This window comes from Desulfovibrio fairfieldensis (genome assembly GCF_001553605.1).
GTDB lineage: Bacteria > Desulfobacterota > Desulfovibrionia > Desulfovibrionales > Desulfovibrionaceae > Desulfovibrio > Desulfovibrio fairfieldensis.
Genome location: NZ_CP014229.1, coordinates 1,469,080 through 1,483,683, shown reverse-complemented (window position 1 = coordinate 1,483,683; position 14,604 = coordinate 1,469,080). Strand labels below are relative to the sequence as shown.

Genomic DNA, 14,604 nt, shown 5'->3' with positions numbered 1-14,604 from the left:
CATGCTCTAAAGGAAGCGAAAAAGCCCCTTCGGGGGCTTTTTTTATCGGGAGTAGTTATGGAGAGCCTTCGGCACGAAGACGGCGCCGCCGAAAAACACCGCGCCGCGCTGGCCTCGCTGTTCGCGGCCTTTGCCCTGACCGGTTTGAAGTTGGCCGTGGGGCTGTACACCAACAGCCTGGGCATTCTTTCCGAAGCGCTTCACAGCGGCCTTGATTTGCTGGCGGCGGCCATGACCCTTGCGGCGGTGCGCATTTCGGCCCGCCCGGCCGACAGTCGGCATCCCTATGGGCACGGCAAGGTTGAAAATCTTTCCGCCCTGGCGGAAACCTTGTTGTTGTTCCTGACCTGCTTCTGGGTGGTCTATGAAGGCGTGCAGCGGCTTCTGGGGGGTGTCAGTCCCATAACTCCTTCGCTCTGGGGCGTGGCCGTCATGGCTGTTTCCATGGGCATTGATATCAACCGCGTGCGCGTTCTGCGGAAGGTGGCCCGCCAATACAGAAGCCAGGCGCTGGAGGCCGACGCCCTGCACTTCTCCACGGACATTTTGTCCTCGGCCGTGGTTCTGGTCGGCGTGCTGGCCGTCTGGCTGGCCGCTGCCCTGAATCTGCCGGAACCGCTTTATCAGGTGCTGGCCCAAGCCGATACTGTGGCGGCCTTGGTGGTGGCCCTGCTTATTTTCCGCGCCAGTCTGCGCATGGCTGTGGAGTCCATTAACACGCTGATGGATTCGGGCTCGACCAAGGAGCAGGGGGCGGTGGTCAAGGCCGTGCGGCAGGTGCCCGGCATCACGGCGGTGCGGCGGATACGCTTGCGCAATAGCGGCCCGCAGACCTTTGTGGATCTGACCATTGGCGTGGAACCGGGCATCCGCGTCCGCGACGGCCACAAGCTGGCCCATGACGCTGAACAGGCTGCGGCCGCCATCCTGCCGGGCTCGGATGTGACCGTACACGTGGAGCCCTTAAGCTCACGCTCCCGGAAGGACGAGAATCCTTTTTCTCTGGTGCAGCGCACGGCTTCGGAGCATGGCCTGGCGGTGCATAACGTGCATGTGCTGCGCACCGGCGCTTTGTTCCACATTGAACTGCATGTGGAGCTGCCCGGCACCCAGCCTTTTGCCGAGGCCTACGCGCGGGTGCGTCCCTTTGAAGAAGACTTGCGCCAAGCCCTGCCCGGTGCGGAAGTGGTCAGCCATCTGGAACCTGAGGGCGCGGCCAGCGCACTGCATGCCGGAGCCGCCGTTTCCGTGCCCCTGTCCGAGCTGGCCTGGCGGGAAGTGCATGCGGCGGTGGAAAAAGAACCGCTGGTCTGCGACCCTCACAAGTTTTCCACCTATGAGCTGCCGGAGCAGGGCATCTGCATTTCCTTCCATTGCGGCATCAACGGCGAGCTGAGCGTGGTGGAGGTCCATAACATCTGCGTGCGTCTGGAAAAACAGCTGCGCGTCGCCGTGCCGCTGCTGGGCAGAATCATCATTCACATGGAGCCGGACGCCGTCTCGGCGGAGCAGCAGGCGGACTGAGTCTGGCGAGAGGCTCGGGAGCAGCCTTGCGCTACGAACCGTAAGCGTAATTTATTTGCGCTGTTCTCCTCTTGCGAGTCCTCGATCGTTGCGTGCAAGACAGCATGCTTAAGTGGCGGAGTAAGCATGACGTTACCTTTGAAATGCACGGCATTTCAAAGCAGATCTCCTCTAGCTCGACATAGTCGGGGTGCCGTCTTCCGACTCTCCGGCTGTATCTCCATCGGCTTCAGCGGTTCCGGCTGCCGCGACCAGGGCACGCCAGAGTTCCTCCATACCCAGGCGGCTGCTGGAGGAAGTCAGTACCGGTTTGACATCCAGCAGTTCCTGCCATTCTTTTTGCCGGGCGGCGCGTTCACGCTGGCTGCATTTGTCGGCCTTGGTCAGCACGGGCAGCAGCGGCAGGCAACAGCCACGGGCAAAGGACGCCAGTTCCAGATCAAGCTTTTGCGGAGGCAGGCGACAATCCAGCAGCAGGGCCAGCGCCTTGAGAGTCTTGCAATCCGCAAGATAGTGCTCCAGCAGTTTCGCCCACTTCCGGCGTTCCTCATGACTGGCCCTGGCGTAGCCATAGCCGGGCAGATCCACCAGATAAAAGTTGTAGGGCTCCACCCGGTAAAAATTGACGGAGCGCGTTTTCCCCGGTGTGGCGCTGACCTTGGCAAGTTTTTTGCGTCCGGCCAGAGCGTTGATCAGGGAAGATTTGCCCACATTGGAACGCCCGGCCAGGGCGATTTGCGCTTCCGGCAGGGCCAGGAGCTGATCCAGGGTATAGGCTGTGGTTTCAAGCGTCAGACTGATGTTCATAAAAACCTCATGTATAACTTGAACTTTGTGCCTTGACAACACGGCTGTTTTCAACAAATATATTCAATTCGGAACTACACATGTTCGCGGAAGAACACTTCCGCCATACGGTAGCCGCTCTCGCGCCGCTTGGCAATTGAGACCGGCGCAATTTTGCCAATACAGAACATGCCGCGGCATGGCAGGAGGGACGCATGTATTCAACCACCGACTTTCGCAAGGGCCTTAAAATCGAAGTGGAGGGCACGCCCTACGAAATAGTGGATTTCCAGCACTTCAAGCCCGGCAAGGGCGGGGCCATGGTCCGTACCAAACTGCGCAATATCCTTACCGGACGCATGCAGGACATCACGTTTCGTTCCGGCGAAAAAGTGGGCAAGCCCGACATGGAAACCCGCGACATGCAGTTTCTTTATCGCCAGGACGACGAACTGATTTTCATGGATATGACCACCTATGAGCAGGTGCAGATGCCTGTCGCCTCCACCGGCGGCAAGGAAGGTTTTCTCAAGGACGGTCAGGAATGCCGCGTGCTGCTTTACAAGGGCAGCCCTCTGGATATCGACATCCCGTTGAGCCTGGTGCTGGAAGTCACGGAAACCGAACCCGGTGCCAAGGGCGACACGGTGAGCAACGTCACCAAGGCCGCCAAGCTGGAAACCGGCATCACGGTGCAGGTGCCGATTTTCGTGAACACCGGCGACCGGATCAAGGTAGATACCCGCACCAAGGAATATTTGGGCCGGGAATGATTGCAGCCGTCCTTTGTCCGGGAGGGTAGCCCTACGGACGCCCACAAATTCAGCCGTGAACTGTTCGGCCTTTTTTTGCTCTTCTGGGCATTGTTGTTGCTGCTCAGTCTTGCCAGCTTCGACGCCAATGATCCCAGCCTCAATCACGTGGTCAGCGGCTCCGTGGAAGTGCAGAACAAAGCCGGATTGTTCGGTGCCTACGCGGCGGGTTTTCTCAATGATGTCTTCGGCGTGGCCGCCTTTCTCTGGCCGCTGGTCTTCGGCGCGCTGGGAGCGGCTTATGTTTCTCCTGCCTATGCCCTGCACTGGTGGCGCTGGTGTGGTTTTTTCCTGCTGACAATCTGCCTGCTGGTCATGGGCGCGGCCTGGGATCTCTCACTGGGCGATCTCTGGGGCGGCGGCATGGTGGGCAGCGCCCTGCACGACAATGCCAGCCGTTATCTGAGCCCCGGCGGTTCGGCCCTCTTATGGCTGTTCGTCCTGCTGGTGGGTTTGCAACTGGCCTGCAATATCTCCTGGTTCAGCCTGGCCGCGCGTTTCGGGCATTGGTTGCGTGGTCAGCTTGGCAAACGTATTGACGGCAGGTTCAAGAGTGCTGAAAAAAATTCTGAACCTGAAATGCCCCGCTCAGCCTGGAAACTGCCCGGGTTGCGCCTGCCGCAATGGAGCTTTCTGACCCAATGGCGGGATAAACTGGGAGATATCCGTCCCACGGCGGATTCACTGCCCGAGGTCTACGAGGAAAAGCGTTCCGCCAAGAGCGGGGCAGGCAAAGCCGAGCCTGCCGTATCCGCTGTGCCCGTGGATGCCGACAGCGACGATCCCTTTGCCGTGGCCGAGGACTTGAGCGGCGCGCCCCTTGTCTCCACGGCGGCGAACCCGGAAAAAGAACCGGAAGCCGCGCCTGAGGAGAGCGCGCCCGCCGCTCCTGAAGTTCGCCAGCCCGTTCAGGCGGACAAGGCGGCAAGCGTAAAGGGTGAGGCCGCGCCCGAGAAACGTGTCTGGGACAATCTGATCTCCGCCGCATTGGGCAAAAAAGCCCCGGTGCCGTTGCCCGCTCTGGATCTGTTGACGCCGCCTCCCAAGGCCGCTCACAGCGGCAGCCGTGAGGACCGCGAAGGCAAAGGCAAGGCCTTGATGGCCTGCCTTAAGGATTTCGACATTCAAGGCGAGCTGGTGCGTATTACGCCCGGACCCGTGGTGACCATGTATGAGGTGCGCCCGGCCCCAGGCGTCCGCGTCAGCCGCATCGCCAATCTCAGTGACGATCTGGCCCTGGCGCTCAAGGCCATGGCCGTGCGTATACAGGCCCCCATTCCCGGTTCGGACACCGTGGGCATTGAAATCCCCAACGACAATCGCGAGACCGTCAATTTCCGTGAACTGGCCGCCTCCGAACCTTTTCGCAAGGGATGCGGGCCGCTGACCATGATTCTCGGCAAGGACATTGCAGGCAAGCCTTTCATGGCCGATCTGACCCGCATGCCGCATCTGCTGGTGGCCGGAGCCACGGGCGCGGGCAAAAGCGTCTGCCTCAACGGCATTCTGATCAGCCTGCTGTATCGCACCCAGCCTCAGGATATGCGCCTTTTGCTGGTGGACCCCAAGCGCATCGAGATGGCGGTTTACGCTGATGAGCCGCATCTGGTGCACCCCGTGGTCACGGAAATGGCCGAGGCCAAGAACGCTTTGGACTGGGCCGTGCATGAAATGGACCGCCGCTATGAGGCCATGGCCCGCCTGGGCGTGCGAAATGTGGCAGGCTTCAACCAGAAGCTGGCGGCCTTCAAGAATGAACTGCCGCCGGATTTCGCGGATCTGGAGCCCTTACCCTATTTGGTTGTTGTCATCGACGAGCTGGCGGACCTGATGATGACTGCCGCCCGTGAGGTGGAAACCAGTATCGTGCGTCTGGCCCAGCTGGCGCGCGCGGCGGGTATTCACATGATTCTGGCTACCCAGCGTCCCAGCGTGGATGTGGTCACCGGTCTGATCAAGGCCAACTTCCCTTGCCGCATTTCTTTCCAGGTCACGTCCAAGCACGACTCGCGCACCATTCTGGATCAGGTGGGCGCGGAACATCTGCTGGGCAGGGGCGACATGCTCTTCAAACCCAGCGGCGGCCGGTTGCAGCGCCTGCACGGGCCTTTTTTGAGCGATGAGGAAGTACAGTCCGTGGTGGCCCACTGGAAGCGGCATCTGAGCCCCTCTTACCAGGTGGACTTCGCCCAGTGGGGCGTGGAAACCGCCACGGGCCAGGGCGTGGGCGGCGGCGACGCGGCCCAGGACCCGCTGTACCCTGAAGTGCAGGCCTTTGTCAGCGAACAGGGCCGGGCATCCATATCTCTGGTGCAGCGGCGTTTCAAAATCGGTTTCAATCGTGCCGCCCGTCTGGTGGAACAACTGGAGCAGGACGGCATCATCGGCCCGGCCGACGGCAGCAAGCCCCGGCCCGTGGTCAGATAACGAGCTGACGTTTCAGCGGAGGTTCCATGCGTATATCCGGCATGTTCATTGCGGCGGCCACGGCCCTCTGCGCCTTGCTCTGGCTGACTCCCGCCGCCAATGCGGCGGATCTGGCCGCCGTCATCCAGCAGCGCTACGAGACCCTGAACTCCTTTTCAGCGGATTTTGAGCAGACTCTCACCCATAAGGAAAGCGGCTCGGTGGAGCGGCGGCAGGGCAGCCTCTTGTTTCAGAAACCCCTGTTGATCCGCTGGCAGACCGCCAAACCCCATGAGGAAACCCTGGTGGTCACGGCCAAGGAAATCTGGGATTATCTGCCGGATGAAGAAGTGGCCTACCGCTATCCGCCCAGCCTTGTGCGGGATTCGCGCAGCATCATTCAGGTGATCACCGGCCAGGCGGCGCTGACTAAGGATTTTGACGTCAAGCCCGAAGGCAGCGAACAAGGTCTGGACAAGTTGCGCCTCTACCCCAAGGAACCCGCTCCGCAGATGGTGGAGGCCCTAATCTGGGTGGAACCGGGCAATGGTTACATCCGCCGGGCCAGCATCGTGGATTTTTACGGCAACACCAATGAGGTGCGTTTTACTTCCTTCAAGCCCGACGTGCGACTCAAGGCCTCGGATTTCAGCTTTACACCGCCCAAGGGTATTGAGGTGGAGGACCGTATCGACCATGACGTGCCGGAACGGGAATTGTTCAAGTAAGCCTGAACATTTTCAGGTTGAACCGGTCGCGCCATTGGCCTAGAAGAACTGAAAAGACCGGCGTGCCGAAGCTGCTCACAAAACGCCGTGGTGCCCCTGCAATCCCAGGGTACCACGGCGTCTTACATTGCCGATCGTCGCTTATAGCGCAAATAAATTACGCTACGCCTACGCGGCGGGTGTCTGCTTACCCGGCCGCAAGAACAATTTCACTTTGAAATTGCACTGTTGTCTGACAGATGACACAAAAATGAAAAACCGGCAAGGTGCATGAAATTCTTTAATCATGCTCACCCTGCCGGTTTTTGCTTATTACGAATCCGTTTTACAGCGTCTGCTCCGCCTTGTTGCCGTAGCCTAGTATGGACTGTACATTCTGCACGCTCTTGCTCAACGAGTTCATGGCCTCGTCGAATTCGTGCTGCAGGGAATCCATAAGTTCGCCCACGGTAATGATCTTGTTCACCCGGAAAACATTGGCTCCGCAGAAGGCAAAACCGCGCTCCAGATTGCCGCGCATGGCGTTGATCAGGGCCTGGGCGATGCAATACGGGGTCTTTTCCTGCTGGCAGGTGCTCACGCAGTGGAAGATGCACTTGAAGGGCTTTTTCAGGCCTTCGCGCGCGGCGCTGATGAAGTCGTTGCACAAGGCACGGCCCGGCATGCCCACAGGGCTGCGGATGATGGTCACATCTTCCTGTTTGGCCGCAAGATAGCTCTGCTTGAAGCGCTCGTCCGCATCGCATTCATGTGTAGCCACAAAGCGCGTTCCCATCTGGACTCCGGCAGCTCCCAGATCCAGGAATCTCTTGATGTCCGCGCCGGTATAGACGCCGCCTGCGGCAATGACCGGCACGGCGCGGCCGTACTGGTCCTCAAAGGGCTTAACCGCATCCACCACCTGGGGCACCAGCACCTCCAAGGCATGGGCGGGATCCTGAATCTCTTCGGGTTTGAAGCCCAAATGGCCGCCAGCCTTGGGGCCTTCCACCACAAAGGCGTCCGGCAGGTAATTGAAACGGGAAAGCCATTTTTTGGCAATGACGGTGGCGGCTCTGGCCGAGGAAACAATGGGGACGAGCTTAGTCTTGAACTCCTCCTTCTTTTCCTCGCAAAGCTGCAGCAAATGGCGCGGCATTTCCAGCGGCAGACCCGCGCCGGAGAAAATGATGTCCGCCTTGTTTTCAATGGCCGTGCGCACCATCTGGCTGAAGGTGGTCAGGGCCACCATGACGTTGACGCCGATGATGCCGTTGGAAAGTTCACGGGCCTTGATAATTTCATTGCGCAGAGCGCGCAGATTGGCTTCCAGAGGGTTTTTGGCCACGTCCGGTTCTTTCATGCCGATCATGGCTCCGGCAATAACGCCGATGCCGCCCTGATTGGCGACCGCCGACGCAAGGCCGGAAAGAGAGATACCCACGCCCATGCCGCCCTGGATAACGGGCACTTTAGCCGTGAGATTGCCGATTTGCAAAGAAGGGAAGGGCATTATGACAAGACCTCCGTCTTGAACCAGTGCGGGGTTACCGCCGCCGACCCCCCCGGTCGGCATGGGACGGTTATCCCCAACCATCTGGCAGAAAGCATAGCGGGAAAAGTCACAAGACGCAATAAGATGCGCCGGAAAGCGGCATTTTTTTTATGCCGGGTGGGGCAATGCCGCGCTATTCGGTCCACTGCGAAATGCAGCGACTTACTAACTATAACAGGAAAAGCTGTTTTCAACAGCGGGTTCTTCACAAAAATGTGCCACCTTCATCGTTTTACATGATTTTCTATGCTCCATCAGACTCTCCATAACCGAATCAACAAGGTTTTCTTTCGTATATCCATCGAATGAATATGAGATATCCCAGTATTCGTTCAGATCGGTTTGCAGATTGAAAGAGGCCGTGATCTCTCCATAGCCGTGGGAAACAAAGATGATCTGATTTATATTCAAGCGCGGGCGCTGCCTGACCTTTTGAGTGATGTCGAAAAAATGTCTCCCGCTGGTTTCGCGGATATTTTCACAAAGTTCAAAAAGGGGAGCGCAGTTGCGCGGAATGTTGTCTTTTTTATGCCGTGACGTCAGCAAGGGTAAAGCCTGATTATGAAAAAGCAAGGCAGCCGGCAGAAGCAATCCATCATTGCAAACGGATTTTCACGCTGCGTGATTCAGGCCATGCACAAACCGGCATAGGGGCACCAGGCGCAATGCCGGTCCGGCCGGGCCGCGAAGTGCGGGGCGCTTTCCAAATGGCGCAGGACCAAGGCCAGGCTGAGATCGCAATAAGCAAGGGCAGCCGTCAGGTCTTCTTCCGCAAGGCCGCCGAACAGGGGAATTTCCGCCCCGTCTTCCTTGAGTTCGGCCAGGGCCGCATCGCCGGGAGCGCCCATATTTTTTGCCTTGATCATGGACAGGTAGCAGGGCAGTTGCAGGCTGGGCAGGCGTTGGCGCAACTCCTCAAACAGTGCCGACATGGGATCTTCCCCCATGGCTGTTTGCGCTTTTATTCCCGGGACAGAGCAGGCCTGGGCCACTCTTTCGAAGAAGGGTGCGTCGGTCCAGAGGCTGCCGTCATGGCGTTTGATGGTGCCGGTCTTATAATCCAGTACATACAGCAGGCCGTCGCGCCGGTCCAGGCGGTCCAGGGTGCCGGTAAAGGCATAGCGTTGTCCGTTGAGGTCCAGATCCACGTTCAGTTTTTCTTCCAGAGCCAGGATCAGCGCGCTTTCGGGCTGCCGCGCCAGAAAGCGTTCCAGCCTTAACGGCGCGGCTGTTTCCAGCATCAGGCAACTGTCCGCGGGCAAAAGCCGGCGCAGGTCCGCCGCTTCCAGAGTTTCGTAAAAGCGGGCCCGCACGGTTTCCATGGAGATATCGCCCCGCCTTACTTCCTTGTGCAGATAGGGCTCGTACAGCGCGCGCAGGGTATTATGAATGCATATTCCCACCGCCGCCGGATCATCGCCCTCGTTGATCTCCCGCTGGGGCGCGAGACGGCAGAGATATTGCCAGGCGAAGCGCAGGGGGCATTGCAGATAGACATCCAGCCGGGTGGCGGAAAGCGGCTCGCGCAAGAGATGTTGCAAGGCCGTGTCCAGGCCCGCGCCGCGCGGCAGGCTTTTGGGCAAGACCTGACTGGCGCGCACCGTACAACGTGCCCCGGCCAGAGGCTCCTCTCCGGGCGTGAGCAGCGCTCCCCGGCGTTGTTCCTCCTCCCAGATCAGTTGCTCCACAAAGCGGCTGCGGCTTTTTTTGCCGTCAAAAAGGGCGGAGCGGGTGATGCCTTCCTGCCAGAAAAAATGAACTTCCTCCGCCCCGGCGCACAGGCGATAGAGGGTATGCGCCGCCGTACGCTCGCGCCGCCGGGCGTCGGGCAAGCCGAGGACCTGGCGCAGGGAATCCGGCAGCAGTGGGTCCTGGGCCGGATTGCCGGGCAGCTTGTCGTCCGTGGCGTCCACGATCAGCACTCGCTCAAAATGCAGCAGGCGGGTTTCCAGCATGCCGAGCACCTGCAGGCCTGTGAGCGGTTCGGCCTCAAAGGGCACGCGCTCCTGTTCCAGTACCTGTCGGGTGATGCCGTGCAGTACGGCCGGAGGAAAAGGGGTCTGTGCAAGACAGGTTTCACGCAAGATGGGCGCGGCGTGGCGCATGAGACGGAACATGGCCTCCGCGTCCAGAGGAAAATGCCGCCACATATCGCCGCCGTAGGCCAACAGAAAGTCGCAGATGCCGTGCAGGCATTCGGCTATATCTTCCGTGCTGCGGGCGGCGGCCAAGGCTTCCACCGTGATGGCCAGGCACTGGGAGAGCAACGTGTCCAGCGGGGCGGGCAGAGCGGCGCGGCATTCGTCGGCCAGAGCCGCCGGATCCACAAAACGGTTGCCCGTGCGGACTAGAGCTTCCAGGCGGCGCAAGGCGTCGCGTAAAAAGAGCGTTCGGCCGCTCTCGTCCTCTATCCGCAGCATATTCAGATAGGGGTGCCGCAGGCATTGCAGCAAGGTACGCCAGTAATAGCGCCCATCCTCGGACCGTCTCTCCTGCAGGCGCAGCAGAGCGTCCAGCAGGCGGTTGAGGGGCGAGCGGGTCAGAGGATAACCCATGGATACGTTGACGTCCTTGTCCGGCAGATGGTGCAGCACTGGCATGAGCAGGGCGCTGTCTGTGAGCAACACGGCGGTGGAGGGCATGCGGCCGTTCGTCTTCGTATCCTTTTCCAGCGTGTCACGCATGGCCTGAAGCTGTGAATGGCAGTCATAACCGGCGAAAAAGGACAGACGTGGCTTGTGCGCCGCTTCCAGCGCGGCGGGCTCCACAGCCGGTTTGGCCCTGGCCTGCCAGCGACGCAGCCAAGCCGCGTGTTCGGCGCAGGCCCAGTGCGCTGGTTCATTTCCGGCCAAGGCAGGATCAGTATGCAGGCAGATATGCGCTCCGGCCCGCCAGAGCGAGCGCAGCAGCACATCCTCCGTACCGCTCAGCACGGAAAATCCCGCCACCAGCACCGGCCTTTCGGCACCGGGCACGAGCAGAGGCGGAATATGTGAAGCCTGGCGGCTGGCCATGTACTGATCCAGCCCCGGCGTGGTCCATCGGCGTTCGTTCAGGGCCGCCAGATAGGCGCGGCCGATCCGCCCCAGGGCTCCCAGCAGAGCCGCCGCGGGCGCGGCCACTTCATTCTCCACATAGGCCAGGTCCGCGGTTTCCAGGCCCTGGCCGAGCATTTCTTCCAGCAGGGCGGCCAAGCGCAGGCCCCAAGGCAGAAAAAGCGCCATGTCCATGCGCGCGAACCGGGCGGAAAGAGCCGCGTCATCCTCGGTCAGGTTCTGCACGCAGCCGTGCAGCAAAGCCACGCGGTCCAGCATGTTGGCCGTATGCAGGGGCACGTCGCTGGTGCCGGCCCGCCAGACCTTGACCATATCAGCCAGGGTGAGAACCTTCGGCAGCAGGCGCGGCTTTCTCTCTTTGGCATAGAGCTGCAAAAGATAACGCCAGGGGCGGTTATGCGGCACAATCAGCAGCGCGGAACCGGAACGGCCGCCGCTGCAATCTTCCAGCACGGCTTTCAGATCGGGCAGAAAAGGCCGCTGCCAGGGAAAAATCAGAAAGGGCGAACCGTTCATAATCCGGTCTCCGGCGACGGCAGGAGCTCGCCGCACGTCTCGCACAGAGGCGAAACCCACGCCGCTTCCACCAGTTGGAAACGCCGCTGATCCAGATAGACCAGCAGGCCGCGCGCCGTGCCGCCGTAGTCGCCGCTCTGTTCGAGGCAGCTCAGATAGCGGCGCACTTGGCTGATGTGCTCCGCTTCGAGGCGGCCGCTTTTATAGTCGATGACCAGCGGTCCCCAGGATTCGCGCACCAGCAGATCCATGCGCAGCACATGGCCCTGTTCGTCCATAAGCGACTGTTCGGGCCAGCCCCGCTCAAGCCAGCGCCCTGCCTCGGGCTGGGACGCGAACCAGGCCAGAGCCCCGGCCAGTGAGTCGCGCAGGGCCGGATCATCCGGCACAGGCAGGGGGTAGTTGCGCAGGCCGAAAGAGAGGGCGGCCCTGGCGTCCTCCTCCGCCTGTCCGGTAACGCGCAGATGCTCCAGGCAGAAATGGAGCAGGCTGCCGCGGTCTTCGGCCTTGAAGGCAAAGCCGCCCAGCGGATTGCGGAAGATCTTTAAACGGGGCAGCCACTGCATGGGCCGCCATTTCTGTTCCGGTACAGCCGCCTCGGTAAGCGGCTCGGGGCAGATCTCGTCGTCCGTTGCCCCGTTGCGCGGGCACTCCACCGGCGTGCCCCGGCTGTAGGGCAGCCTCAACTCGGCCTCCTGCCAGAGAATATCCAAGGCCGCGCAGAGCGAGCCGCTTTTGTTGTCCAGACCCGGCGTGCCGGTACGGAAAATGTGCAGTTCGTCCCTGGCCCTGGTAAAGGCCACATAGAGCAGATCCAGATTTTCGCAAGCCTGCCGCGCCAGATCCTCATAGTAGATTTCGCCCAGAGCCTTGCGATTGGGCACCGCCATGCGCAGGCCGTCGCGCTCCAGCAGAACGGGACGTCCTGACGGGCGCACGTTGAAGCTGGTCCAGGGCAGAATCACCACCGGAGCTTCCAGCCCTTTGGATTTGTGGATAGTCATGACGCGAACGGCATTCATGTTTTCGGGCATGGGCACTTTTTCTTCACCGCTTTTGTCTTGCCAGTGCTCGAGAAACGTGGACAGGGTAGCAAGGCCTTTTTCTTCAGCGCTGTACAATACTTCCATAAAACGGCGCAGGAACGTCCGGGCTTCCGGAAAGCGTGCTTCCACGTCCAGGCGCGTAAACCATTCCAGCACCGTGTCATAGGGGGTCATCAGGCCGGACTGACTGTGAAAGGGGGCCAGCAGGTTCCGCCAGATCAGCGGCCAGCGCCGTCTGAAACGCAGATGAAATGGCCCTTGGCCCGGCTCCGCGCACCAGCCGTGCAGTATTTCCCAGTCGAGTTCCGCCGCCTGCGGGTGTTCAAGCACGATGGAACCCGTGAGCATGGTCCAAAAGGCGATGTCGTCGTCGGGATTGTCCAGAAAAGCCAGCAAAGCCACAGTCTGTACAATGAGCGGGTGTTCCGCCAGCAGCAGGCTGTTTTCCGTGATGACCGGAATGCCCTCATGTACCAGACCTTCGGCGGTCACGCGGGCTGTTTCATTGCCGCGCACCAGCACCAGCACGTCGGACCAGGGCCTGCGCGGGCCGATTTCGTCCCGCAGCAAATCGCAAAGGCGTTCCAGCACACAATCCCGCAAGTCGTCCTGCGTGGCGCCCTGAATCTCTTCGGCCCGTACCAGGCCGCCTTCCCGGGTCTTGGGCGGACATTGCTGCGCCGCGCCCGCAAAGGCCCGGCTCAAGCGTCGCGTGGCCGTAGTCAGAACTTCCGGGGGCGTATCGCCGGGCAGCAGGGCGGCCAGCACTCGTTGGGCCGTAGCTGCATTTTCCAGTGGGGCAAAAATCCGGTTGTTGTGCTCCACCACTTCCCGGCGGCTGCGCCAGTTGCGGGGCAGATTGCGGCGTTCCCCGCCGGGAGCCAGCCGCGTCAGACCCTGATCGTCAAAGACCGCGTCGAACAGCTCCGGCTCGCCGCCGCGCCAACCGTAGATGGATTGCTTGACGTCGCCCACCCAGGTCAGGGAGCCGCCGCGCGACAGGGCCTCTTCAAGCAAGGGACGCAGGGCTTGCCATTGCTCGCGGCTGGTGTCCTGAAATTCATCCACCAGAAAATGGGTCAGGCGCGTGCCCAGGCGGCAGAGCGCTTCCGGCACGCCGCGCTCGCCCTCCAGCACTTCACGGGCCAGGCGCGGCACCAGTAGGCCGGGCAGCGCGCCTTCCTGTTCCTGATTTTGCAGAAAAGCGGCCACCAGAGCATGTGCCAGGCGCACAAAAGGGGCGATGCGCAAGGCCTGGACAATCAGCGAGCCTTCCCCGGCCCGGCGACAGGCGTGGGCCGAGTAAGCGGCAAAGGCCTGCGCGGTTGCTTCCGTCACCACGGTATTTTTGAGAAAGAGTTCTTCAGCTGTTTCCTTGCTTGCAAAGGCGGAAGAACATTTTTCCACCTGGCCCCAGGAAAGCTGTTCCACAGCGCCCAGAGCCGGTTTTTTCCAGCGCAGGCCCGCAGCCTGCGCGGAGGCCAGAAATTCCTGCGCGGCCTGCACGGCGGCCTCATCCATTTCTTGAAGTTTTTCTTTAAGAACGGCCTCCGACGTCAGATCCTCGAACCGCCCCAGCAGCACATCGTCCAGCAAATCCCGCAGTTGGCGGAGCAGTTTTTCCCCGGCCAGAAAACCCTTGCTTTGGCCGTGCACTACCAGAGCCCGGCAGGCCTCGCGCAACAGATCGCGCATGGCCGCGTCTTCCCGCCAGGCCCGTTCCATAAAAAGGTCCAGGTAGGGGGCCAGAGCCTCCTCAGTGGCGAAGACGGGCTGAAAATCGGGATGGAGATTCAGCTCCAGGGCGGCGGCCCGCACGATAAGATGCAGCAGGCTGTCAATGGTGCGGATGTTCAGGGCGCTCAGATCGCGCATGATCACATCCACCCAGCGGCGGGCCTCGTCCGCATCAAGGGGGATGTCTTCCGCGCGCGCACCCAGAGCCGCGCTTTTCAGGTGGCGGATGACGCGGTCGCGCATTTCAGCGGCCGCGGCGTTGGTAAAAGTGACGGCCAGGATGTCGCCCCAGCCGCATTGGCGGCCCTCCGGCGCCAGTGCGCAGGCCGGAGAGGCCGCCACACCCGAGGCATGCCCGCACTCCATCAGGCGCAACAGAAAACAGCGGGTCAGCTCATAGGTTTTGCCGGAACCGGCCGAGGCCTTGACCTGGCAGAGACGAGACATGTGGAGAGCGGC

At 61.0% G+C, this 14,604-nt stretch carries 9 protein-coding genes; 4 read left to right on the top strand and 5 right to left on the bottom strand.

The genetic code is table 11. From position 1 onward, the window contains the following. Positions 1-57 precede the first annotated feature (57 nt). The gene (locus AXF13_RS06285; protein ID WP_062252073.1) at positions 58-1,524 is read left to right on the top strand and encodes a cation diffusion facilitator family transporter; all 1,467 of its coding nucleotides are present in this window, start codon (positions 58-60) and stop codon (positions 1,522-1,524) included. Between the two features lie 171 nt (positions 1,525-1,695). On the opposite strand, the gene yihA is transcribed toward AXF13_RS06285, so the two are convergent. Beyond that, positions 1,696-2,331: a ribosome biogenesis GTP-binding protein YihA/YsxC gene (gene yihA / locus AXF13_RS06280; protein ID WP_062252072.1), complete on the bottom strand. Its 636-nt coding sequence runs from the start codon at positions 2,329-2,331 to the stop codon at positions 1,696-1,698. A gap of 194 nt (positions 2,332-2,525) precedes the next feature. Between yihA and efp the strand changes: the two genes are divergently transcribed. The 3 genes from efp to lolA are packed head-to-tail and all read left to right on the top strand — an operon-like array spanning position 2,526 to position 6,256. Then, positions 2,526-3,083 carry an elongation factor P gene (gene efp, locus AXF13_RS06275; RefSeq protein ID WP_008683974.1) on the top strand — a complete coding sequence of 186 codons (558 nt, stop codon included), beginning with the start codon at positions 2,526-2,528 and terminating at the stop codon, positions 3,081-3,083. Continuing rightward, positions 3,084-5,549 carry a DNA translocase FtsK gene (locus tag AXF13_RS06270; RefSeq protein WP_083521977.1) on the top strand — a complete coding sequence of 822 codons (2,466 nt, stop codon included), beginning with the start codon at positions 3,084-3,086 and terminating at the stop codon, positions 5,547-5,549. A 26-nt stretch (positions 5,550-5,575) separates the two neighbouring features. Further along, positions 5,576-6,256 carry an outer membrane lipoprotein periplasmic chaperone LolA gene (gene lolA / locus AXF13_RS06265; protein WP_062252071.1) on the top strand — a complete coding sequence of 227 codons (681 nt, stop codon included), beginning with the start codon at positions 5,576-5,578 and terminating at the stop codon, positions 6,254-6,256. Between the two features lie 325 nt (positions 6,257-6,581). Here the strand turns inward: lolA and AXF13_RS06260 are convergent, their stop codons facing one another. From AXF13_RS06260 to AXF13_RS06245, 4 genes are all read right to left on the bottom strand, one after another. Further along, positions 6,582-7,748: an NAD(P)H-dependent flavin oxidoreductase gene (locus tag AXF13_RS06260; protein ID WP_008683977.1), complete on the bottom strand. Its 1,167-nt coding sequence runs from the start codon at positions 7,746-7,748 to the stop codon at positions 6,582-6,584. Between the two features lie 207 nt (positions 7,749-7,955). Further along, positions 7,956-8,381, bottom strand: coding sequence for a hypothetical protein (locus tag AXF13_RS06255; protein ID WP_150116083.1), 426 nt, complete (start codon positions 8,379-8,381; stop codon positions 7,956-7,958). Positions 8,382-8,416: 35 nt separating this feature from the next. Beyond that, complete coding sequence (locus AXF13_RS06250; protein ID WP_062252069.1) at positions 8,417-11,362, bottom strand: PD-(D/E)XK nuclease family protein; 2,946 nt, start codon at positions 11,360-11,362, stop codon at positions 8,417-8,419. Further along, positions 11,359-14,592, bottom strand: a complete 3,234-nt coding sequence (locus tag AXF13_RS06245; RefSeq protein WP_062252068.1) for a UvrD-helicase domain-containing protein — start codon at positions 14,590-14,592, stop codon at positions 11,359-11,361. The genes AXF13_RS06250 and AXF13_RS06245 overlap by 4 nt, the downstream gene beginning before the upstream one ends. Positions 14,593-14,604: the final 12 nt, after the last annotated feature.